Here is a 20,890-nt window from a genome sequence, read left to right as displayed (position 1 = left end):
GTGGGCAACCACGCCACGACAGGACGACGAATATGGCCGCTCGAAAGAAGGTCAGACACACCGAAGATGTGCGCGCAAAAATCCAGGCAAGTCAGCTCATAAACTTCTTGCAGATGCATGTGTTTAACGGGACTGACGTGAAGAAAACGCAAGTCACTGCAGCGCTTGGTCTTTTGAAGAAAACAATCCCTGATTTGCAGAGTGTGGAAGGCTCCATGAACCTCCATCACCACCACGAAGAAGCCCTGCGGGATCTTGAGTGAGCACGCTCTCTGACCGCGAGCGCGCCATACGGCAGAAGCTCAAGGATGATTTCGCTCACTACGCTACAAAGTGCCTGCGCATTCGTACCAAGGCGGGAGATGTCAACGCCTTCCAACTCAACCGCTCGCAGCGCTATCTGCATGAGCGTCTCGAAAAACAGTTGCGAGAAAAGGGCAAGGTCCGTGCTCTCGTCCTCAAAGGGCGCCAGGTTGGAATATCCACCTACATCGGCGGGCGCTTCTATTGGAAGATCACTCATAAGTTCGGCGTACGCGCGTTCATCCTCACGCATCTCGACACAGCCTCAGACAATCTGTTTGGGATGGCACGCCGTTTTCATGAGAGCTGCCCCGATCTTGTCCGACCCGAAACCGGCAAAGCGAACGCCAAGGAACTTTCGTTCGCTAAGCTGGACAGCGGCTACAAGGTCGCGACGGCCGGCAGTGCTGAGGTTGGGCGCTCAGAGACGATCCAGTTGTTCCACGGCTCCGAGGTTGCCTTCTGGCCCAACGCCGAGAACCACTCAGCTGGTATCGGGCAAGCGATCGCGAACGCGCCTGAGACGGAGGACATTCGCGAGAGCACCGCTAACGGCATAGGCAACAGCTTCTATTCGCAATGGAAGGCCGCAGAGCGCGGCGATAGCGAATACGAGGCGATCTTCATTCCGTGGTTCTGGCATGAAGAATACAGCGCCACTCCGCCGGACGGCTGGGAGCCCCCGATGGCGTTTCTCGAATACGAGGACGCACACGGTCTCGAACGGTCGCAAACCTATTGGGCATGGCTCAAGAACCGGGACATGGCGACAATCGCCGGTGGTTCTCCCGACGAGCCGTGCTGGAAGTTCAAACAGGAATACCCGGCGACAGCCGAGGAAGCTTTCCAGACCGCGGGCGATCTCGCGTTCATCGAGCCGGTCAAGGTGTTGAAGGCCCGCAAGAACAGCGTGCAAGGCTATGGGCCGATTATACTCGGCGTCGATCCGGCGCGCGGCGGCGGTGACAAGACCGGAATGATCACACGGCAAGGCCGCAGACTGGGTGAGCACGTTTGCCGCCGCGTCGACAACAACGATCTGATGGCAACGGCGGGCGAGGTTCAGCGGGAAGTCAAACGCCTCATCCCGCTCGGTCTCAAGAAGGTCGTCGTCGATACCACTGGCCTCGGGGCCGGGCTCTATGACCGCTTGCGTGAGACGCTGGGCGATCTCGTTGAGGGCGTCAACTTTGGCGCGCGCGCGTTCGATCACGAAGCTTACGCCAACCGTCGCGCGGAAATGTGGGACGGACTTCGGCAGTTCTTCGAAGACCCGGCTGGTGTGCAGGTGCCGGACGAAGATGTGTTTCAAGGCGATGTCTGTGCACCACAACGCGGCAACGGCGCGACGCGATTCAACTCATCGGGGCAGTTGATCATCGAGCCAAAGGACAAGATCCGCGATAGACTGATGTTCTCTCCCGATCTCGGAGATGCGGCGGCGCTGACGTTCGCCATCGACATGAGCCTGCTCAGCGAAACGGTTGAAGACAACGAACGCAGCTACGGCGAAGGCGCCTGGATGGGGATGTGATGGACGAGCAACGCCTCAAAGACACGATCACCGACGCCTTAGAAAAACTGAAGGCAAGCAACGTCCGCATCGAACGGCTTGTGCAATCGCATGACATCGAGAGCGACGCGACCCGCGTCCGCGTGGAGATCACATTTGATCTACGATAACGCGATGCCAGCGGCGCAACCGCCGCAAGTGACCGGCAATCGACCGGCAACTGAAACGGCAAAGCAACCCACCGAAGACCTCGTTGGGACCGTGCGCAAGCGGTTGGAGCGCGCCTATACGCACGACAGGGGCAACCGTGAAGAGGGCGCCGCAGATATGCGCTTTCTCGCCGGTGATCAATGGCCGGAATATGCCAAGCAGGCCCGCGTCAACCGGCCGATGCTGACGGTCAACAAGCTCCCGCAGTTCCTACACCAGGTCACCAATGACATTCGCCAGAATGCACCGGTGATCAAAGCGACGCCCGTTGATGGCAACACCGATCCGCAGCTGGCGAAGACCTATGACGGTATCATCTCCGATATTCAGTACCGGTCGAGCGCCAAGCACGTCTATGCGACGGCGGCTTACCACGCAGCCGCCTGCGGTATCGGCCACTGGCGCATCACGACCCAGTACATTGAAGACGACGGGTTCGATCAGGAAGTCGCGATCGAGCTGATCCCATATCCGTTCTCGGTCTATTGGGACCCTGCTTCCGTCAAGCCCGATCGCTCAGATGCTATGTGGTGCATCGTCGTCGAGATGATACCGAAGGATACCTTCGAGGAAAAATATCCTGATGCGCAGCCGATCAGTGTCGACGCGATCCGCTCTTTCAACAGCGCGAATGGCATGTCCAGCAGCATCTTTTGGGCGCAGAACGACCATGTGCTGATTGCGGAATACTGGTGCAAGAAGCCACAGAAGAAGACGATCGCGGCATTCGAAAGCGGGGCGACCGCCGACATCACCGGGCTTGACATGATCAGGCTCTACCAGATGCAGATGCAGTTCGGTCCGATCGTGCAGAAGCGGGAGGCCAACGGCTATCGCATCGAGCAAAGCCTCGTGTCCGGATCGGAGGTGCTGTCCGGCCCGAACAAATGGCCTGGCAATCACATTCCGATCATTGCCGTCATCGGAACAGAGATCCCGCTAGAAACGACGACGATCCGCCACGGGCTTCTCCGCAATGCGCGCGACCCACAACAGCTGTACAACTTCTATCGCTCGGCTGCGGCGGAACACATCGCGCTCAGCCCGAAGAGCCCGTACCTCGTCACCGACACGATGATCGCGAAGCACAAGTCGGACTGGGATTCGCTCAACACCAAGAACCGCACCTATCTCCGCTATACGCCAGACCCGACGGCGCCGGGCATGAAGCCGGATCGTATCAACGCCCCCGAACCGCCGCAGGCCCTTTGGCAAGAGGGCGAGATGGCGACGGATGATATCAAGGCGACGACCGGCATCTATGATGCGAGCCTTGGCGCACGCAGCAATGAAACCTCCGGCGTCGCCATTCGGCGCCGTGAGAACCAGGGCGACACGGCAAACTTCCACTACCAGGACAACCTGCAACGCTCGATCGAACAGTGCGGTCGCGTCCTGATTGATCTCATTCCGAAGATTTACGACAACGAGCGCACGGCTCGGATGTTGGCAGAGGACGGATCAGAACAGTTTATCCCGATCAACAAGACGCTCTATGACAACGAGGGCCAGCCCGTCATCGTCAACGACCTGAACCAAGGACGGTTCGACGTGCGGGTGACGATCGGCCCGAGTTACGCATCGAAGCGCCTTGAAGCCGCCGACGCCATTGTTGAGTTGATGAAAGCCTTGCCGCCCGAACTCGCGCCGCTGCTGGCCGATATCGCCGTTCGCAACATGGATATCCCAGACGCACAGGAAGCGGCCAAACGGCTCAAGGCGATGCTGCCCCAGCAGGCAACGCAAGATCCGAACGCACCGCCACCGCCACCGGATCCGGCGCAGCAGATGGCCGAGCAAATGCAGCAGCAGGCGGCGCAGCTTCAGATCGCAGGTGAACAGGCCAAGGTTGAAGAAACACAGGCCAAGACCGAACTGACGAAGGTTCAGATCAAGGGCGAGTACCTCGAAAACCTGATCAAACAGTCACAACTGCATAGTGCGCCGATGGATCACGCCGAACGGCTCAACGGTCTCGACGCGGCGCATCTCGATAACGCTCTGAAAGCGAAGCAACTCATGACGCCAGAGCCAAGCCAATCCGAGGCGTCAAAAACCTCGCAGTAAGACGTGCGTTCTTTCGCGGATTAGCCGCGCCACATCCCGGAGTTTCCCCACATGTCTGAGACGACCCAACCGGCAGCGGAAGCTGTCGCCACGCCTGTAGTTGACCCGAATGCTCAGGCCAACGCGCCTGCCACGAGCGAAACCGACGCACAGTCAGCCGAACAGGTGGACGGTGCTCAACCATCAGTCGAAGACGGCAAAGCCGAACAACCGCGGGATACCGAAGGCAAGTTTCTGCCGAAGCATCCCCGTGTTGAAAAGCTGCAGTCGACGATCAACGAACTCACGCGCCAGAAGCATGACACGGCGCGCGATGTCGCGGCTTTAAGAGCCGAAGCGGCTGAACTCCAAAAGCAGCTCAGCGCCAAGTCCCAGATCGACCCCGCCGATTTCGAAGGTCAGCAGACCGAAGCAATCCGGCGCGCGATCAAAGCCGAGAAGCTTGAGGACACGGTTTCGAAAGTACGGGATCTCGAATCCCGGTCAACGCAGACGACGCAGCAGATCATTGCTGCGCAGGTCGAAGAGATGCGGGAGCACATCCCGGATATCGACAAGATCTTTCTCCCGGATACGGCCGGCGGGCCAAGCATTACGCCGACCATGGGAGAAGCTCTGTCCCGCGTCGAAAACGGCGCGCTGGTTGCGTATCATTTGCTGAAGAATCCGCGCGAAGCCGCGCGCCTCTGCCGTGCAGACGATGCCACCGTCTTTATCGAGATCGGCAAGCTCGCTGCTGGCGTCAAAGCCACCCCAACCAAACGCATCAGCCAAGCACCCGCACCGGTTCAAACCGTGTCCGGCGGCTCTTCCAAGAGTGCCGCAGTCGACCTCGCAACGGCCGACTACGAAACTTACAAGAAGATCCGCATGGGACAGGCGTCGTGACCTTGGCCTTTCTCATAGGATTTTGAGACAATGGCCGCTTCTTCCAACACCCTGATTACCCCGAGCGTCATCGCCAAAGAGGCGTTGATGCAGCTCGAGAACAACCTCGTGATGGGCCAGCTCGTCCATCGCGACTTCGCCAAGGAATTCACCAAGGTCGGTGACACCGTTTCTATCCGCAAGCCGGTGAAATTCCGGTCCTCGGACGGTGCGACGCGCGTCTCATCCGACGTGCTCGAGGGCACCGTGCCGTTGGTCGTCGACAAGCAGAAGCATGTCTCTTGGGATTTCTCGTCCAAGGACTTGACCCTGACGGTTGAGGACTACTCGGAACGCTATATCAAGCCCGCGATGATCGAACTCTCTCAGCAGGTCGAAAGCTCGCTGATGGGGCTCTACAATCAGGTCCCGATGTGGACCGGTACCGCTGGCACTGTTCCGTCGACGTTCCTTGAACTGGGCGCCGCTCGTCAGAAACTCGTCGAGCACGCCGCTCCGCAGGACACGTTGAATGCGGTTCTCAATCCCGCTGCGTCTTTGAAAGTCGCCAACGACCTCAAGGCGCTGTTCACCCAGCAGAAGACGCAGACGGCATTGGAGCGTGTTCGCGTTGGCAAGTATGCCGGGTTCGAGACCTACGAAAGCGCTTCGATCGTCAACCACACGGTCGGCGCGTTCGCCGGAACCCCTCTGGTTCAGGGCGCGTCGCAGAACGCGAACGCGACACCGCAGGCCAACTCAATGACGCTGAACACCGACGGCTGGTCCAACAGCGTCACGGGTGTTCTCAAGGCTGGCGATGTCATCACCATCACGGGTGTCAACGACATCAACCCCAAGACCTATCAGGACTTGGGATATAAAAAGCAGTTCGTCGTTCTTGCGAACGTGAACTCGGGTGCGTCGACCGGTCCGGCGGCTCTGACGATCTCGCCGGCCATCGTTACCTCTGGTCCTTACCAGAACGTCACGGCTGGCCCGGCAGACGATGCGCCGATCCAGGTGGTCACCGGCACGGCGTCAACGTCGTATGCGCAGAACCTCTGCTTCCACAAGAACGCGTTTGCTCTTGTCATGGCCGATCTCGATCTGCCGGATGGCGCTGCGTTCAAGGCACGGCAGTCTGCCAACAACCTCTCAGCTCGTGTCATCAAGCAGTACGACATCGACCTCGATCGAGACATCATCCGTCTCGATATCCTCTACGGGGTGAAGTGCATCTATCCCGAATTGGCTGTGAGGCTCACGGGCTGATGCGGGCCATCAGCAACAACAACCTGATCAACGGTTCGGGGACGGATGATCCGTCCCCGACCATTGTGGAGAACCCAATGCAACACGCACGCATGTTGTGGCGGTTGGCGGCCGATGACTCGGTCCTGTCCTGCATCGAAACGATGGAGGGCAAACGTTGCGAATTCCGGGTGTTTGACCTGCCCGACGGTGCACCGTTTCCTGAAGGGTGGTCGCAAACGCCTTGGAAGGACGAGCCGGAAGCTGACACCAGCAAGAAGAAAGCCAAAGCGAAGAAGGTAGAAGACGACGAGCCGGTGAGCGATGGCGACAGCAACTGAGATTGCCACCAAGGCGCTGAAGCGTCTGCGCATTGTCGGTGCCGGGGAAACGCCGACGGCAGAGGACGTGGCGGACGCAACAGATGCGCTCAACGCGATGATTGCGAGTTGGGAAACCGAAGGGTTGACGGATGACGTGCTTCCGCTCGATGCCCGGTTTGAAGCCGGTGTCACCGCCATGCTCGCGGTGCGCATGGCGGAAGACTACGGCAAAACGCCCGGCCCTGTGCTGACGCGCGACGCAAGCAATGGTTGGGCGCAGATCCAGGCAGCGTTCCTCTCGACGCCAGAAGCGCGGTTCGATCCTGCTTTGGTCAGCACACGCTATCGCCGTTTGAGCAACGGCAATGAGAATTACCTGCCCTGGCAGGCGTCTACGGCCTACGACTTGCGCACCTTCGTGGTCAACGATGCCAGCATCTACGAGTGCATTACCGCAGGCACATCGGGGGCAAGCGGTGGACCGACAGGGACGGCGGCGTCGATCACCGACGGAACCGTTGAATGGTGCTGGCGGAGGGTTGACGGTTGACGCTGATCCCGCTGCAACTCCCAACTCGTTCGAACAAGGCCAAGTTTCCGCAAGGGGGCTCGGCTCAGCTGAACAACTGCTACGTTTCGGAAATCGGGGAAGAAGGAAAGGTCCAGCGAGCGATCTATGCATCAGATGGGCTGCAGGGCTTTTGTCTGTTGCAGAGCGTTGCCGACGGACTGGGTTGCCGGGCTGGTCTCGTCCTCGACGGCGCGCTCTATGTCGTCGCCGGTGTCAGTCTCTACAAGGTAACGGACACCGGCGTGCAGACCTTGATTGGGTCCATGAACATTTCGACGACGGCTCCGGTGTTCATGGAGCGCAATCGTCGCGTTCCAACCGACATCGGCATCGTCTGCGATGGACTGATGTATTACTGCCGTGCAGACGTGCTGACCCAGGTCACGGATACAGACCTGCTGTCTCCGATCACGCTGGCGTTCTCGGACGGATACTTCGGTATCACGACCGCGCAAAACAAATGGCAGATCGGCGCGATCGACGATGCGAGTGCCTGGGATAGGTTGGATTTCGCAACGGCGGATGCTGATCCCGATTCCCTCGTGCGCATCGCTGCGATCCAAGGGCAGTTCCTCTTATTCGGGGAAAAGTCCGTCGAAATTTGGCAGGACACCGGCGGGGGCGATTTTGCGTATCAGCGTTCGTTCGTCATCCCGATGGGCATCTTTGCCGCGAACTCAGTTGCAACAATTGACGGAACGATTGCCTGGGTCGCGCATGATCGCACTGTGCGCATGCTGGCCGCGGGTGACGCGCCGTCGATCATCTCCGATCCTGACGTAGAGCGCGACATCCAGACAGTTGAGGATGGCAGCACGATCAATGCCACCTCGTGGGTTTCGGGCGGACATACGTTTTACAAGATCACCTGCCCCGAGTGGACCTGGGTTTATGATACCCGGCAGAAACGGTGGCACCAGCGCAAGACATACAACCGTCCCTGCTGGCGGGTGTCGTTCGTTGTGCAGTTCGGCAATCGGTTGATTGCGGGAGATGCGACGACGGGTGCTCTGTTCGAGATGGGGCCGCAGTTCGCCGACGATGCGGGCGACCCGCTTGTCTCGTCCGTGGTGCTGCCGCCCGTCCATGCGTTCCCCTATCGGCTGACGCATGACGCGCTTTATATCGACGTGCAGCGTGGCGTTGGAACCGGGCAAGGGGCTGCTCAGGATGTCGATCCGTCTCTCATGCTGGAATGGAGCCACGACGGCGGAGAGACGTTCCACGTTCAACGGACATTGAAGCTCGGACCGCAGGGCAAAGCATTGACGCGGGTGCGGGCGCACCGTCTCGGGCAAGCACCAGAGAATGGCCGTGTCTATCGGCTGTCATGGTCAGCAAAAGTGGACCGTGCGCTTTATGCGATGGCGGCTGATGTAACGAAGGACGGCGAATAATGGTCCTTCTTCCGCCACCACCACCCCGGTCTATGACGACCGAAGACGGAACGCTGAGCGATCGGGCGTATCAATGGCTTAGTTCGCTGCAGCAGAATGCGGTCCAGACGGCGAAATCGGCAGCGGGCGAAGCGTCGGTAGCGGACTACCAAGGGAAAGCCGCGGGGTTTCTCGCGCTGACACCGACAACGGTGTGGAACGCTGCGGCCTATGTCGCCTTAACAGATGGCGCAACGATTGCCGTAGACATGGCAACCGGGTTCAATTTCTCAGTCTCGATTGCTGGCAACCGAACGCTCGGCAATCCATCGAACGCCAAGACGGGGCAGAGCGGATGCATCAAAGTCACGGCCTCCGCTGCGAACCGAACACTCAGTATCGGCTCGAACTACAAAAGCACGTCGGATCTTATTTTTCCGGTCACTATCGATAGCGGTAAGACGGCGTATCTCTTTTACTTTGTTGATGACGCATCCAATATCGTCGTCACGGCCGTCGTGAATAATCCCACATAATGATACCCGGCGCATTCCCGATCATTGCTGGCGCCGCAAGGTACAAGGCCAGGGCGGTGAGGTTTGACGGGGCAACCACGTATGTGGGGCGAACGTCGGCTTTGAGTGGCGTTCCAACGGGGAATAAGTGCACGTTTTCGTGTTGGGTCAAATTCAATGGCGCGGCGCCGAGCGGCTCTGGGCAACAGATATTCTGCCTTAAGAACTCAGGCGGGGGTAATCCGGTTGTCGATTTCTATCAAGACGGACCGTCGACGGATAGATTCCGCGTTTCAGTGACGAATAGTGGAGGCTCGACAGTTATTGGTGGCGTCTCCGCGGTCAACACGCTTCCGACGAATGACGGGGTGTGGCGACATCTGGCTTTTTCTGGCGATGGGTCTTCCAAGTCGACGGTCTTCATCGACGGCGTTGCCACCAATGGGTTTACCTCCGGCAACAGCATCAACTTTGCGCGTGACACGCCCCGCATTGGTCGAAACGTCGGCGGCGCAAACCTCCCGGCGTGGCTCAACGCCGATGTTGCCGAGCTGTGGTTTACAACCACCTACCTCGATCTGACGGTCCCAGCGAACCTCGCAAAATTCCGCACCGGGTTGGGTAAGCCGGTCTTTTTAGGTCTCGACGGTTCCCTGCCAACGGGCGCCCAGCCTGCGGTCTATCTCTCTGGTCCTGCGTCTTCATTCGCCAGCAACAAGGGCTTCGGCGGCAATTTCAGCGTCAACGGCTCTCTTGTCGACGCGCCTACTTCTCCCTCTGACTGAATAGGACATCCCATGGGGTTCTTTGCGGACTTTACTGGCGCATCATCGCGAAAAGACATCAGCGCTGCGAACAGCAAAGCCAATGCGGCGCTCGATAAAGGCTATAACGCGTCTCAGGGGTATTACGACGAGGCAGCGGATTCGTTCGATCCTTATGTCGATCAGGGCGGCAAGGCCTCGACGTTCTACGGTAACGTGCTTGGGCTGAATGGCGACGACGCACGCGCCGAAGCACAGGGCACGATCACCAGTGATCCGCTTTGGAGCGGAAAGTTCGCGCTCGATAGCAACAACGTCCTGAAGAACCTGAATGCACGTGGCATGGGAGCCAGTGGGGCTGCGGCGCTCGCCGGTCAACGCGTGCTGACAGAAAACTACGGCAATTGGCTTGATCGTTACGCCAACCTTGGAGAGCAGGGGTTCCGAGCGACCGGACAGAAGGCGGGCATCCGCACGGCACAAGGTGACAACGCCTACGGATATGGAGCCACCAAAGCCGCCAATTCAATCAACTACGGGAACGCCATCGCCAGCACCCGAAATGCTGGAATTAACAACGTGCTCGGCGTCCTTGGTACCGCAGCGAAGTTTGTGAACCCAATTGGCAATGTCCCGATGCCGAAAGCGGGAGGCTGAGCCGTGGCTAATTATTTCGCGAACCTTCCGACATACCAGCCGAACACGAACCCGATTAACTTCTCACCGATCGGCAATGCGCTCGACAGCATCACGGCGCAGAACAACGCCAACCGGCAGTTCGAGCTGCAGCAGAAGCAGAGCGACCGGGCTGATCAAGAACAGCAGTACCGGCATGGACGGGATGAGAAGCAGGACAAGCTGCAGGCCGTGCAGCTATTCGGGAAACAGGCGGGTGCAGTGGAACAGATGCAGGGGTCACAGCGAGCCGCGGCGTGGCAGTCCGTTCTCGCCAAACACGGTACCGATGGATTGACACCGGAAGAACTAGACCCAGTTACCGGCCCAAAGTTGATGATGGCACAGGCGGGACAGTTTACAGACCAGCTGGACAAACAAGAGAAGGAGCTCGGTCTTCGGAAGACGCAAGCGGAGATTGACTATTACAATCGCCGCGATCCAATCGATCCGATTGACACGATGATCGCAGATCGGATGCGCGGCTTGCAGTCGCCATCACAAGCACCACGTCCCGCACCTCCGGTCCCCTACATGCAGCAGCAAAGCTTTGAGGGCGCGCCGCAACAACCGAGACTGCAGAATATCAACAACACCATCGGAGCGCCGCCGCCATCTCCGCAGCCACAGTCTGGCCTGATGCCCGGCGTTCAGCTTGTCGGGGACACGCTATCCGACGGTGGTGATCAAGAACCACATCAGGCGGTCGGAGGCGATGAGGAAATCGATACCCCAATGGGGCCAATGTCGCGCCGCGATGCAATGCAACTTGGCGCGCAGATGTCCCTCAACCCGAAGCGCGCAGCATTCGGAAAAATCCTCGTTGATCTTGCGAAAGAAGGTTCAGGCGGCCCAGGGCAACTCGCTAAACCGGCTGAGACCGACTTAGACAAGGGCATTATTAGCGCAGCGAATACACTCGGACGACTGAGCGACATAAGGAAAGGGTTCAAGCCAGAATTTCAAACTCTGGCGGGTAAATTTAAAATGTCTGGGGCATCGTGGAGTTCATTTCTTGGCGCCGATCCAGATAAGACATTCGGTGCGGGCACGACGCAGATGCTCAAAGATTATTCGGCCTACAGATCGACGGCTTACAATAACTTCAACATGCTCTTGAAAGAATTGTCCGGCACGGCGGTGTCCGCGCAAGAACTCCAGCGGCAAAAACTCGTTCAGCCGAATCCTGGCGAAGGGATTTTCGATGGTGACGATCCGATTACTCTGCAGTCGAAGCTCGACAACGGAGAGCGTGTTGCTCGGGCCGCCATGGCACGTATGAATTTCATGCGTTCACGCGGTCTAAAGTTCGACAGAAACACCGCTGAGCAGTTTCTCAGCCTCGACGATGTTCCTGCAGCGATCGACAAACGGGGGCATGAAATCGAGCAGAAGTTGAAGGCGCAAAACCCGAAGATTGACCCGATGTCGTTGGAACGCGCCACGAAGAAGCAACTCTCCAAGGAGTTTGGCATCTGATGGGGAAATATTCGGATGCACTACTAAACCCGGTAGCCGATCAAGCGTCGGAGCAGAACGGGCCACGACCGGGCAAATACTCTTCTCAGTTGCTCGGATCGCCATCCGTAGACCCAAAAGCCGCCGACCCCAACGCGACGCCTGACGCACCGACATGGTGGGGACGTCGGAAGCAAGACATCCAGGGCCGTCAGGATCAACGCTTTAAAGATCTTGGGACCGTTTACCAGCAATTCCCCGGCGAACTCGAAGCGGCGGGCGGTTGGGAAGGTTTTCTTGGAGCTTCCGACGCGCAACTAGGCGATGTGTTTGAGAAGAAGCTTGGCGATCGATTCATCCGTCGAGAGCAGGACGCCAACGGTTACGACATCTTCGTCACTAAAGGTGAGGATGGCCAAGAGCAACGCGGCTACCTGAATAAGCCTGGCCTGGACAGCGAAGACGTGACGCGCGCCATTCGCGGGACACTGCCGTATGCGCTCGTCGGGGGTGCGATCGGCGCGGCTACACGCGGCGCCGGTATTGGCATTCAGGCGATCTCCCAGGGCGTCGGCGCGGGAACTACGAGTGTTGCAGGTGACGTGGCGCAAATTCCACTCGGATCGGATCAGTTCGTCGAACTTGGCAAGGCTGGGGCGATGACCGCGTTCGGTGCAGGTGCGCCGGTGCTTGGTGCGGCCGCTGGCGCGCTTTGGCGCCGGTTCGTCACCATCCCAGGTCTAATCGATAGATCAACCGGTCAGCTGACGCCGAAAGGGATGGAAGTCGCAAAATCGGCGGGCATTGACACGACCAACATCGAACCGGATTTCGCCAAGGCGTTCTCGGAATCGCTTGCGAGATCGGGTAATTCCGCAGAAGCGGCGACCGAAGGCAGTCTGTCCCAGTTCAATATTCCGGCAACACGTGGGCAGATCACGAAAGATCCGTATCTCCTCACGCAAGAGGAAGGGATGCGCCGCCGTCTCTACGGCGAGAGTGCACAGGACACGATGCGCGGTTTTGATCAGCGTCAGTCAGAAGCGATCGAACGCGCTGCATTTGGTGACGACAGCAGTCATTTTGTGGGCATCGGTGGACGGATCAATCCCGATCGCGTCATCGGCGGCGGACAAGCCGACCGTGCACCAGGCGTTTTAGGCGAGAGCGTGCAGGATGCGTTGCAGTCTGCCAGACAAGGTGCGAAGCAGCAGGAATCCAAACTTTGGGACGATAACGTCAAGAACCTTGCAGCAACTCCCGAAGCACTCGAAACCTTGCGCCCGAACATCACTGCGGCTCTCGCTGACGAGACGGCGTTCACGCCGACAGGCGAAGCGATGGCAAAGGTGCTCGGAGAGTTCGCAGAAGGCAAAGCGCCGGTGAATGCGGCCGGGGGCATCGAATTAAAGCCCGTGCAGACGGTCGACCAGATGCGGCGGAGGCTCGGTGAGCTTGTCGAAGCGGCACCGGATGCCGACAAATACCAAGCAGGAAAGATATACGACGCCTTCAACGATTGGATCGGGGACGCGGCGAGCAAATCTCTTCTCGCGGGTGACCCCGCAGCCGCGATGCAACTCGTCAAAGCGCGGGCCTTTACCAAAGAGGTGCGTCAGATTTTTGAGCCGCGCGCTGCTGATGGAACGCGATCCGGCGCCGGTCGCAGAATCATTGCAGCGCTCGATGGAGCCAAGGCAGATAGCGGCGAGAGCGTCATTAAAAATCTCATCGGTACGCCCGGTTCGCGCGATGTTCCGTCCGGGGCGGTTCATGCGCTGCGCAACGTCAAAATCGCGCTAGACCGGTTCGCTCCTCAGCACGCAACGCAAGCTTGGAACGATATTCGGCTTGCGTACTGGTCGCGGCTCGTGACTGGGAAGAACGGCGATCTTCTCGGCCCGACCGCAATGGCAAGTAATCTGAAATCGGCTCTCCACAATCAGGCGAGCGTAATGCAGACGCTATACACCGAGCCAGAACGGCGACAGATCACCCAGATGCTCAAGGCGCTGGAAACGGTGTCTTACAAGCCGCCAAATGCGTCGGGATCAGGCTATACCGCTGCATCTTTCGCCAAGGAAGGCATTCTTAGGATCATTGACTCGTTTGGCATTGGAACGCCCGCGCGGGCGGTGCTGGAGAGAACGGGTATCGGCAACGCCTGGAATTCAGCAGCCGCGAAGCAGGCGGTGCGGTCAACTGCAAGGCCTGTTCGGCCGAATGTTGCGCCGTATGTGCTCGGTGGCGCGCAGGCAGATCAGCATAGGCGTTAATCCGGCGGGCGATAGTCCCAAAACTTCCAGATAATCACGCCCATTACGACCCAGAAGCCTGCGTACCAGTGCCAGTTCTCCGGGGACGTGGCGAAGCGAACGAACACGCCCAGCAGACCCATGCCGATCGTCATACAGACGAACATGAATAGTGGCTTCCAGCGCTCTGGATCGCCTCGGAACATTAGGAAATCCCCCATATGACCGACGCCGTTGCCGTATGGCCTCCGGGCTATCGCCTAACCGACTCTGAAACCGGTGCTCCCATCATCGGGGCGACCATTCAATTCTTCGACGCTCAGTCGACCAACCCTAAAACCGTTTACGCCGACCGTGACCTCTCTGTCGAGTTGGGAACGTCCGTCGTCACCGATTCTCTTGGGTGCCCAACATCCAATGGAACGGCAAAAACCGACGTGTTCGTCGGACCGGCCGATTACAAGGTCGTCATCAAAGACGCCAATGGCGTCGTCATCGAAACCAAGGACAACCGCCCCGGAGCTACGGTTTCCGCCTCATCGGTCGATGTCGCCGTCACTGCAATATTCCCCGTCGTCACGAAGTCGCTGAGTTACACCGTACTTCCAGAGGACCAGAACACGACCTTCCTGGTCAATTGCTCATCTGGAAACGTGACACTGACGCTGCCCTCCGCAACCGATGTCGCCAATGGATGGAAGATAAAGGTCCAGCACGCAGGATCGGCCAACCAGGCAATCATCGTCAGAAAGTCCGGGTCTGGGCAATCGATCAACGAAGGCACCAAGACCTATGGCGGCGCGTCGTTTGCTCTGGCGCTGAACGGCGAGGATTGCGAGATCACGTCGGACGGCGGCAACTGGCGTGTCTCAGCTCACACTACCCCATTCATCAAAAACAGCCAGGGCGTCATTCCGATCGTCGATCGTCTGGCGACGTCTCCGGGATCGCCAGCCGCTGGATCAGCCTATCTCCTCACGGGCGTCGGTGGTTCGTGGTCAACCTTCACCACGGGAGATATCGCGCTCTACACCGGGGCAGGCTGGGTCAGCATTACGCCGTACACAGACTGCGGTTGGCTCGTCTTCGTGCAAGACGAGAACCTCTACTATGAGTTTCAGGATTCAGCTTGGGTCTCGCAAAACGCAACGACGGGCCGCGCTGGCCGGGTGAAAGTCGCCAACCAAACGTCTCAGGAAGCCGCGGCGGCGAACGACACTGCAGTTACGCCCGGCACGCAGCAGTGGCATCCCTCTGCCGTGTCCGTGTGGGGCAAGGCGAGCGTTTCCGGCGGCAATCCTAGTCTCGTTGCGTCGTTCAATATGACCAGTATCACCGATTCGGGTGTAGGGGATCTGACGGCGACCATCGCGACAGATTTCTCAAGCAACGCTTGGGCGTGCGCTGCGCTCCTGACGAACGCGAGCGGCAGCAATATTCAGTTTGCCGGGATCGTTTCGGGGGGGCAATCCGCAGGTGCCGTCGAGTTCGCCTGTACCACGCGTCAGGACGCTGACGGGCTGAGCGACCCGGGGGCGTGGCACTGGTCTGGCCTTGGTGATCAATGACGCGTGAGCGCATTCTCGACACCCGCGCCAACGGCCGGGTGGCTGTGACGTGTCCGGCAGAGTCCGGGATCAGTTACCTGATGCGCGGATCAACAGATCCGTTCCATCCCTGGCACGGACGTCCGTGGTGGTTCTGGATCGTCCAGTTCAATCGCATGATCGCGCGCGGTGTCCTGCCCCGGGCTGCCTACCGCTATTGCCGGATGATGGTAACGGGCGGCTGCACGCGACGAGATGCGATCCAGCTCATTGCGGAGCGCGACTGCGGGCATTTGGGCGGCGCCCTAGAGATTATCGACATCGACGACCTTCCGAACGACCGAACCTACCGGGACGCATGGCGACGATCCGCCAATGGCGGGCCGGTCTGGATCGACAGCGACCACGCGCAACGCATCGACGAAGCAATCATGTGGAAGGCTTACAATGAGAGAACCTGAAGAAATGGGCTGGTTCCAGGTGGACGGCGAGGATGGTTTTCCGCGCGCCTGCAACGGCGTGAAGCGACTAATGCCGGAAGGCTCGATCGAGATCACCGAAGACGTGGCGAGAAAGATTTCGGATGATGTGCGAGCGCGGGCACCGCAGATGCAGATGGTGTCCCGGAGAGATACCGGCGGATCGGCGCCTGTGGACCTGCAACCCATACAAGACCAGATCGACGCTCTGAAACAGACGGTCATCGGTCAGGCGCGCGCCATCGACGCCCAGGACGTCGAAGTGAAAGCCGTCAACACGTCGCTTGTCGAGCTTCTTAAGGGGCAAAAGAAACTTGGCGGAGGGGGTGGGGCATGAAGCTCTCAGACGCAGGGCGCTTCCGCCCCTTCCGAATTTTATAAATCAGAGAGTCGGACACGCCGTATTCTGCAGCGAGACGGCGGAATACGACGCCACCGGCGTCCAGCCGCGCGATTATCTCACGCAGCTGCGCGTCAGAGAGCTTCGCACTCGGGTGTTTTTCGCCGCGCAGATCGAGCAATCCTGTTTCCCATTGCTTCTGCGTGTTTTCCTCTAGCGACACCCATTCAAGATTGGTCGCTCGATTATCCAGCTTGTCGCCGTTTATGTGATTGACCGTAAGCTGAGGATCATACCCCGGCACAAACGCCTGAGCGATCAATCGGTGAAGGAGAAAACGGTGCCTTTTTCTCTGAACGTAAAAAGCGACGGCGCGGTAACCGTGGTTGCCGACTTCGCCTGCGATCATCTGATCGGGCTTAGTTTGTTCGCTAACGGTGCCCCACTTAGTCCGTATGCGGTAGCGGCGGTTCGAAACCCGCATCCGGCCGCGATCTGACACCTCTATCACCCCGCCATATCCGGGCAGGAAGTCGATGCGTTTCCATTGTTCCATTTGAGAAAGATACCACAATGGCGAAGCTTTCGGCCGAAGGAAAACGGCTTATCTACTCATTTGAGGGGCTTCATAAAGCGCTCGGAGATGGCCGCTATGCCGCCTATCTCTGCCCTGCTGGCGTGCCGACGATCTATGCCGGATGCACCACGGGTGTGAAGATCGGCATGGTCGTCACCGAGGCCGAAGGCGAAGCGATGTTCGCCAAGGAAATGGGGCGCTTCGAAGAGGCCGTCACGGAAGCGGTGACTGTCTCCATCAATCAGAACGAAGCGGATGCGCTCATCAGCTTCGCCTACAACATCGGCGTTGCCGGGTTCAAGGGTTCAACGCTGCTCAAGAAGTTGAACAAGGGCGACAGGAAGGGCGCTGTGGCCGAGTTCGGCCGATGGAACAAGGCGACCGTCAAAGGAAAGAAAGTCGCGCTCGCAGGGCTCACGTCGCGGCGTACACGGGAAGCCTCGCTTTTTCAGAAGCCGATGGCTGCGCCGGAAGAACCGGCCATGCCGCATGTCGTGTCGGAAAGCGCTGACCCCCCCTCGCGCAAAACCGTCGCTGCTGTCGCTGTCAGCGCCGCTACGGGCGTGGCTCAGTTCATGCCAGCCGATCCGCTGACCTCCGTCGAAACCGCCTTGAAGACCGGCCAGCGCGTCAAGGGCATCAGCGATCAGGGACACGGCCTCTACAGCTGGGCCTCCGCCGGTGTGCCGCTCTCCGCTCTGCTCGCAATCGCAGCCTGTGGCGGGTTCTACTACCTCATCTGCCACTACCTGCCGAAGAAACAGGAGACGCCGACATGACCGCTCTCGCAAGCCTGATCCCATGGTTCGGCACGACCTTGGGCCGTCTCGCCGTCATCGGTTTCATTGCCGGCGCGTGGTTCGGCTGGCTCTATCACCACGACAGTAAGGTTGAAAACCGCGTTATCTCGAAGATCGAACAACGGAACTCAGCCAATGTCGAAAAAGCTACCGCCGCGCGCCGCTCTGTCGAAACGGTTCCTCTCGATCAGCTTAACGACCGTTATCGGCGCAACGATTAGCGGCTGCTCGAGCCTGCCGATCGATAGCGGCTGCAAAAGCTTCGCTCCGATCCACTGGAGTCGGCAGGACACTGCGCAAACGCAGCGTGAAGTGGTCGCTCACAATCGCGCCTGGGACAGTATCTGCAAGGGGTAGGACGCGCCACCGCCCTACACTTCTCACCTACTAACGAGTGCCTGCGTTCCCAACATGGAACGAAAGATCATGACCCATGCAAAACTCCGACGGGTTGCCACCGAGCTGGCCCTGGATGCTCAATATCGAGCGCCGGGTTACCCGCTTGGAAACCCTCATTCGGCAACGTGGAGCGAAGACTACGGACCGGAGCGGCGAATCCCCCAAGTGGCAGCCCAGAGACTTCATGATGGCTGGTTCGGGCCTGGCGATGGTGTTCGCAGCTCTGAGCGAGAAAGTCGGCTGGTCGACCGTGGTCGCCGGTCTCGTCCGTCTCTATGGAGGAAAGTAACCGCAGGCATTTGCCCCGGAACTCAGGTGTTCCTCGCTTGCGTGGGGATCGTGACGTTCATTCTGGTGGTGTGATCCACCGCCCGTGCTACCGCCCGTGAAAGGCGTGAACGCGAAGCGAACGAATCGCCAGTCAATAGCGTGAAAACGCCATAAAACACGGAAGACGGGTTTCTTCGGGAGCAAGGGGTCGGAGGTTCGAATCCTCTCGCTCCGACCAACACTTTCCAACGCGTTAGCGAATTTGGAGAGCTAACGCCTTCCAGACATTCTCCAAGTAACCCTGTTTTTTTGCAGGCGCAGAATGACGTTGCGAGCACACTGCGTGCGTACCCTGCTGCAGTTTTCGGGTGGCCGACCGTTGATGCCACCCGGTTTTGTCGGCTTCATCGATACGGTCGTCGATAAGCCCGTCTTTCGACTGCGCTCAGCGTGATCGCTTCAGCTATCCGAACGTGAAAGCGTACGCTTCGACACCGGGATCGAGAAACTCAATCGAAAATGTCCGCTCGCGCGTAGAGTCGGCTTGCCGCACGAGTTGATACAGGCGGTTGTTTGTGACGGTGCCGTTGCCTTCGGCATCTGTATCCGCGCCGTGGTCAGCGCCAGGCGCTTTGCCATCGATAGTCACGCGAAACCGCACGGGCTTTCCATCCGCGCCAGGGCCAAGCACGAGATGCAGATCGCGTGCGTGGAAACGATAGTCGATCGAACCGGGCGCCGCGTCGAGCCGCGCATGCTGACCGCCGATCGTCCACTTGCCAGCCAGCGCCCACTGATTGAGCATCGGCGTTGACGCACTCGCACGGTAGTCGTGCGCAACGTCGCGAACTGCGCCGCCCGGCGAGACGAAATTCTCCGCGCGATTGTAGCCGATGTACGTTTCCGGCGACTTGACGAGATCGAGCTGTGAAGACGCCTCGACGCCCGAACCCGTCACCGCAACGGTCGTCTGCGGAATGTTCGATTGGCCAGCTTCCATGAGAAGCTTCTGAATGACTTTCTCAGAGCGCTCGTATTCGCCTTCGCCGTAATGATGGTAGCGCACGTTGCCATGCGCATCGATGAAGTAGTGCGCGGGCCAGTACTGATTTTTGAATGCGCGCCAGATGCTGTAATTGTTGTCGATCGCGACGGGGTAGGAAATTTTGAGGTCCGTCAGCGCGCGGCGAACATTGTTGGCATCCTTCTCGAACGCGAACTCCGGCGTATGCACGCCGATGACGACGAGGCCGTCATTCTTGTACTTCTCGGCCCACGCCCGAACGTAGGGGATCGTCCTCAAGCAATTGATGCACGAGTACGTCCAGAAATCGATGAGCACCACCTTGCCCTTGAGTTCGTCGGCACTGAGCGGCGGCGAATTGAGCCATTCGACCGCGCCGCCAAGCGACGGCAACATGCCTTCGATCGCCAGATCATCTGACGTGTGTGCAACCTTTGCATCGTCGCCCGATCCACGCGGTTTGCGAAACGCATCCACGAGGCGCTGCTCGATTGCCGCCGTGCTGGTCGTGGAGAGCCGAGTCAGGAAGCCGGTGTCGGCGCCAAGCGCGATAGCAGCCGTGGCGGCGAGAACGGCAACGCCGAGACCGCGGCGAATCCATTCACTCGTTCCGAGTGACCCCTTCATCGCCTGGAAGACGCGGTTTCCTGCTAACAGCGCGAGCGCCAGCGACGTTGCGGCGCCGGCCGCATACGCGACGAGCAGACCCGTCGTTTGCACATTCGCGCCGTTGAGAGCCGCGCCCGTCAGGATCAACCCGAGGATTGGTCCCGCGCACGGAGCCCAAAGAAGTCCGATAGCGCCGCCGAGCAGCAGCGGAGAGAGGATCGATTGCTTTTCGCCAGCAGCAGTCGTTGCATCCGCGCGTTGCGACAAGCGGTTTCCTAGCGCCACGACTGGCCGCGACAGCCGCTCTGCAAGCTCTGGGAAAATCAACGTCACCCCGAGCAGCGCCATGACCGCGAGCGCGATATAGCGGCCGTAAACATTTGCCGCCACGGCCCATCCGCCTCCGACCGCCGCAAGCGTCGCGACCAGCGCGAACACCACCGCCATGCCGATCAATGTCGGCAGCCCGTTGCTGTAAAACGGACGATCGGCGCGCGCGAATACGAACGGAAGGACCGGCAGAATGCAGGGGCTGACGATGGTCAGAACACCGCCGAGGTAGGCGAGCAGGAGCAGCAGCATGCAAAATCTCGGTTTACGGTTTGGGCCGCCACGCGGGAGCGCGGCTTGTCATACGCTAAACCGTACGCGCCCGAACCCCGTGCCGTTACCGCTCCGCGCGCCGAAAGCTGCG

The 20,890-nt window shown here is 59.2% G+C and carries 24 protein-coding genes; 21 read left to right on the top strand and 3 right to left on the bottom strand.

Annotated elements, in window-relative coordinates:
* Window positions 1-32 precede the first annotated feature (32 nt).
* Genes DLM45_RS02325 through DLM45_RS02260 form a run of 14 tightly spaced genes read left to right on the top strand, consistent with a single transcriptional unit; the run spans window position 33 to window position 14,172 of the window.
* The gene (locus DLM45_RS02325; protein ID WP_181335384.1) at window positions 33-263 is read left to right on the top strand and encodes a hypothetical protein; all 231 of its coding nucleotides are present in this window, start codon (window positions 33-35) and stop codon (window positions 261-263) included.
* A complete protein-coding gene (locus DLM45_RS02320; protein WP_181335383.1) occupies window positions 260-1,837 on the top strand; it encodes a terminase large subunit in 1,578 nt (525 codons plus the stop codon). The genes DLM45_RS02325 and DLM45_RS02320 overlap by 4 nt, the downstream gene beginning before the upstream one ends.
* Complete coding sequence (locus tag DLM45_RS02315) at window positions 1,837-1,986, top strand: hypothetical protein (protein WP_181335382.1); 150 nt, start codon at window positions 1,837-1,839, stop codon at window positions 1,984-1,986. Before DLM45_RS02320 ends, DLM45_RS02315 begins: the two co-directional genes overlap by 1 nt.
* Window positions 1,973-4,093 carry a portal protein gene (locus DLM45_RS02310; protein WP_181335381.1) on the top strand — a complete coding sequence of 707 codons (2,121 nt, stop codon included), beginning with the start codon at window positions 1,973-1,975 and terminating at the stop codon, window positions 4,091-4,093. Before DLM45_RS02315 ends, DLM45_RS02310 begins: the two co-directional genes overlap by 14 nt.
* A 51-nt stretch (window positions 4,094-4,144) precedes the next feature.
* On the top strand, window positions 4,145-4,981 hold the full coding sequence (locus DLM45_RS02305) for a hypothetical protein (RefSeq protein WP_181335380.1): 837 nt from the start codon (window positions 4,145-4,147) through the stop codon (window positions 4,979-4,981).
* Between the two features lie 30 nt (window positions 4,982-5,011).
* A complete protein-coding gene (locus DLM45_RS02300) occupies window positions 5,012-6,235 on the top strand; it encodes a P22 phage major capsid protein family protein (RefSeq protein ID WP_181335379.1) in 1,224 nt (407 codons plus the stop codon).
* Window positions 6,235-6,555, top strand: a complete 321-nt coding sequence (locus DLM45_RS02295) for a hypothetical protein (RefSeq protein WP_181335378.1) — start codon at window positions 6,235-6,237, stop codon at window positions 6,553-6,555. Before DLM45_RS02300 ends, DLM45_RS02295 begins: the two co-directional genes overlap by 1 nt.
* The gene (locus DLM45_RS02290; protein WP_181335377.1) at window positions 6,539-7,087 is read left to right on the top strand and encodes a hypothetical protein; all 549 of its coding nucleotides are present in this window, start codon (window positions 6,539-6,541) and stop codon (window positions 7,085-7,087) included. The genes DLM45_RS02295 and DLM45_RS02290 overlap by 17 nt, the downstream gene beginning before the upstream one ends.
* On the top strand, window positions 7,084-8,505 hold the full coding sequence (locus DLM45_RS02285) for a hypothetical protein (RefSeq protein ID WP_181335376.1): 1,422 nt from the start codon (window positions 7,084-7,086) through the stop codon (window positions 8,503-8,505). The genes DLM45_RS02290 and DLM45_RS02285 overlap by 4 nt, the downstream gene beginning before the upstream one ends.
* A complete protein-coding gene (locus tag DLM45_RS02280; protein ID WP_181335375.1) occupies window positions 8,505-9,020 on the top strand; it encodes a hypothetical protein in 516 nt (171 codons plus the stop codon). The genes DLM45_RS02285 and DLM45_RS02280 overlap by 1 nt, the downstream gene beginning before the upstream one ends.
* Entirely contained in the window at window positions 9,020-9,784 is a 765-nt protein-coding gene (locus DLM45_RS16740; protein ID WP_484496833.1) for a LamG-like jellyroll fold domain-containing protein, read from the top strand. The genes DLM45_RS02280 and DLM45_RS16740 overlap by 1 nt, the downstream gene beginning before the upstream one ends.
* 12 nt (window positions 9,785-9,796) lie before the next feature.
* Window positions 9,797-10,420: a hypothetical protein gene (locus DLM45_RS02270; protein ID WP_181335373.1), complete on the top strand. Its 624-nt coding sequence runs from the start codon at window positions 9,797-9,799 to the stop codon at window positions 10,418-10,420.
* Between the two features lie 3 nt (window positions 10,421-10,423).
* Window positions 10,424-11,917 carry a hypothetical protein gene (locus DLM45_RS02265; protein ID WP_181335372.1) on the top strand — a complete coding sequence of 498 codons (1,494 nt, stop codon included), beginning with the start codon at window positions 10,424-10,426 and terminating at the stop codon, window positions 11,915-11,917.
* On the top strand, window positions 11,917-14,172 hold the full coding sequence (locus tag DLM45_RS02260; protein WP_181335371.1) for a hypothetical protein: 2,256 nt from the start codon (window positions 11,917-11,919) through the stop codon (window positions 14,170-14,172). The genes DLM45_RS02265 and DLM45_RS02260 overlap by 1 nt, the downstream gene beginning before the upstream one ends.
* On the opposite strand, the gene DLM45_RS02255 is transcribed toward DLM45_RS02260, so the two are convergent.
* Window positions 14,169-14,318 carry a hypothetical protein gene (locus DLM45_RS02255; protein ID WP_181335370.1) on the bottom strand — a complete coding sequence of 50 codons (150 nt, stop codon included), beginning with the start codon at window positions 14,316-14,318 and terminating at the stop codon, window positions 14,169-14,171. The two genes, DLM45_RS02260 and DLM45_RS02255, sit on opposite strands and share 4 nt — an antisense overlap.
* Before the next feature lie 54 nt (window positions 14,319-14,372).
* Between DLM45_RS02255 and DLM45_RS02250 the strand changes: the two genes are divergently transcribed.
* Genes DLM45_RS02250 through DLM45_RS02240 form a run of 3 tightly spaced genes read left to right on the top strand, consistent with a single transcriptional unit; the run spans window position 14,373 to window position 16,514 of the window.
* Window positions 14,373-15,719, top strand: a complete 1,347-nt coding sequence (locus DLM45_RS02250; protein ID WP_181335369.1) for a DUF2793 domain-containing protein — start codon at window positions 14,373-14,375, stop codon at window positions 15,717-15,719.
* The gene (locus DLM45_RS02245) at window positions 15,716-16,159 is read left to right on the top strand and encodes a hypothetical protein (RefSeq protein ID WP_181335368.1); all 444 of its coding nucleotides are present in this window, start codon (window positions 15,716-15,718) and stop codon (window positions 16,157-16,159) included. Before DLM45_RS02250 ends, DLM45_RS02245 begins: the two co-directional genes overlap by 4 nt.
* Complete coding sequence (locus tag DLM45_RS02240) at window positions 16,146-16,514, top strand: hypothetical protein (RefSeq protein ID WP_181335367.1); 369 nt, start codon at window positions 16,146-16,148, stop codon at window positions 16,512-16,514. The genes DLM45_RS02245 and DLM45_RS02240 overlap by 14 nt, the downstream gene beginning before the upstream one ends.
* On the opposite strand, the gene DLM45_RS02235 is transcribed toward DLM45_RS02240, so the two are convergent.
* Complete coding sequence (locus tag DLM45_RS02235; RefSeq protein WP_181335366.1) at window positions 16,474-17,091, bottom strand: HNH endonuclease; 618 nt, start codon at window positions 17,089-17,091, stop codon at window positions 16,474-16,476. The two genes, DLM45_RS02240 and DLM45_RS02235, sit on opposite strands and share 41 nt — an antisense overlap.
* Here DLM45_RS02235 and DLM45_RS02230 point away from each other — a divergent pair.
* The 4 genes from DLM45_RS02230 (at window position 17,091) to DLM45_RS16590 (ending at window position 19,017) form a co-directional block, all read left to right on the top strand.
* Complete coding sequence (locus tag DLM45_RS02230; RefSeq protein ID WP_181335365.1) at window positions 17,091-17,873, top strand: lysozyme; 783 nt, start codon at window positions 17,091-17,093, stop codon at window positions 17,871-17,873. The two genes, DLM45_RS02235 and DLM45_RS02230, sit on opposite strands and share 1 nt — an antisense overlap.
* A complete protein-coding gene (locus DLM45_RS02225; RefSeq protein WP_181335364.1) occupies window positions 17,870-18,115 on the top strand; it encodes a hypothetical protein in 246 nt (81 codons plus the stop codon). Before DLM45_RS02230 ends, DLM45_RS02225 begins: the two co-directional genes overlap by 4 nt.
* A 212-nt stretch (window positions 18,116-18,327) precedes the next feature.
* Window positions 18,328-18,582, top strand: coding sequence for a hypothetical protein (locus DLM45_RS02220; protein ID WP_181335363.1), 255 nt, complete (start codon window positions 18,328-18,330; stop codon window positions 18,580-18,582).
* Between the two features lie 303 nt (window positions 18,583-18,885).
* Window positions 18,886-19,017 carry a hypothetical protein gene (locus tag DLM45_RS16590; protein ID WP_281365421.1) on the top strand — a complete coding sequence of 44 codons (132 nt, stop codon included), beginning with the start codon at window positions 18,886-18,888 and terminating at the stop codon, window positions 19,015-19,017.
* 9 nt (window positions 19,018-19,026) lie between these two features.
* Here DLM45_RS16590 and DLM45_RS02215 read toward each other — a convergent pair whose 3' ends face one another.
* Complete coding sequence (locus DLM45_RS02215) at window positions 19,027-20,778, bottom strand: cytochrome c biogenesis protein DipZ (RefSeq protein ID WP_181335362.1); 1,752 nt, start codon at window positions 20,776-20,778, stop codon at window positions 19,027-19,029.
* Window positions 20,779-20,890: the final 112 nt, after the last annotated feature.

Source organism: Hyphomicrobium methylovorum, from assembly GCF_013626205.1.
Classification (GTDB): Bacteria; Pseudomonadota; Alphaproteobacteria; order Rhizobiales; family Hyphomicrobiaceae; genus Hyphomicrobium_B; species Hyphomicrobium_B methylovorum.
This window is presented reverse-complemented; position numbering and strand designations above follow the sequence as displayed.

What these genes read in the sequence shown, in the direction of transcription:
- DLM45_RS02325 (WP_181335384.1), top strand. Translation starts at nt 33, where the DNA reads ATGGCCGCTCGAAAGAAGGTCAGACACACCGAAGATGTGCGCGCAAAA.
- DLM45_RS02315 (WP_181335382.1), top strand. Translation starts at nt 1,837, where the DNA reads ATGGACGAGCAACGCCTCAAAGACACGATCACCGACGCCTTAGAAAAA.
- DLM45_RS02305 (WP_181335380.1), top strand. Translation starts at nt 4,145, where the DNA reads ATGTCTGAGACGACCCAACCGGCAGCGGAAGCTGTCGCCACGCCTGTA.
- DLM45_RS02300 (WP_181335379.1), top strand. Translation starts at nt 5,012, where the DNA reads ATGGCCGCTTCTTCCAACACCCTGATTACCCCGAGCGTCATCGCCAAA.
- DLM45_RS02295 (WP_181335378.1), top strand. Translation starts at nt 6,235, where the DNA reads ATGCGGGCCATCAGCAACAACAACCTGATCAACGGTTCGGGGACGGAT.
- DLM45_RS02290 (WP_181335377.1), top strand. Translation starts at nt 6,539, where the DNA reads ATGGCGACAGCAACTGAGATTGCCACCAAGGCGCTGAAGCGTCTGCGC.
- DLM45_RS02280 (WP_181335375.1), top strand. Translation starts at nt 8,505, where the DNA reads ATGGTCCTTCTTCCGCCACCACCACCCCGGTCTATGACGACCGAAGAC.
- DLM45_RS16740 (WP_484496833.1), top strand. Translation starts at nt 9,020, where the DNA reads ATGATACCCGGCGCATTCCCGATCATTGCTGGCGCCGCAAGGTACAAG.
- DLM45_RS02270 (WP_181335373.1), top strand. Translation starts at nt 9,797, where the DNA reads ATGGGGTTCTTTGCGGACTTTACTGGCGCATCATCGCGAAAAGACATC.
- DLM45_RS02260 (WP_181335371.1), top strand. Translation starts at nt 11,917, where the DNA reads ATGGGGAAATATTCGGATGCACTACTAAACCCGGTAGCCGATCAAGCG.
- DLM45_RS02255 (WP_181335370.1), bottom strand. Translation starts at nt 14,318, where the DNA reads ATGTTCGTCTGTATGACGATCGGCATGGGTCTGCTGGGCGTGTTCGTT.
- DLM45_RS02250 (WP_181335369.1), top strand. Translation starts at nt 14,373, where the DNA reads ATGACCGACGCCGTTGCCGTATGGCCTCCGGGCTATCGCCTAACCGAC.
- DLM45_RS02245 (WP_181335368.1), top strand. Translation starts at nt 15,716, where the DNA reads ATGACGCGTGAGCGCATTCTCGACACCCGCGCCAACGGCCGGGTGGCT.
- DLM45_RS02240 (WP_181335367.1), top strand. Translation starts at nt 16,146, where the DNA reads ATGAGAGAACCTGAAGAAATGGGCTGGTTCCAGGTGGACGGCGAGGAT.
- DLM45_RS02230 (WP_181335365.1), top strand. Translation starts at nt 17,091, where the DNA reads ATGGCGAAGCTTTCGGCCGAAGGAAAACGGCTTATCTACTCATTTGAG.
- DLM45_RS02225 (WP_181335364.1), top strand. Translation starts at nt 17,870, where the DNA reads ATGACCGCTCTCGCAAGCCTGATCCCATGGTTCGGCACGACCTTGGGC.
- DLM45_RS02220 (WP_181335363.1), top strand. Translation starts at nt 18,328, where the DNA reads ATGCAAAACTCCGACGGGTTGCCACCGAGCTGGCCCTGGATGCTCAAT.
- DLM45_RS16590 (WP_281365421.1), top strand. Translation starts at nt 18,886, where the DNA reads ATGACGTTGCGAGCACACTGCGTGCGTACCCTGCTGCAGTTTTCGGGT.
- DLM45_RS02215 (WP_181335362.1), bottom strand. Translation starts at nt 20,778, where the DNA reads ATGCTGCTGCTCCTGCTCGCCTACCTCGGCGGTGTTCTGACCATCGTC.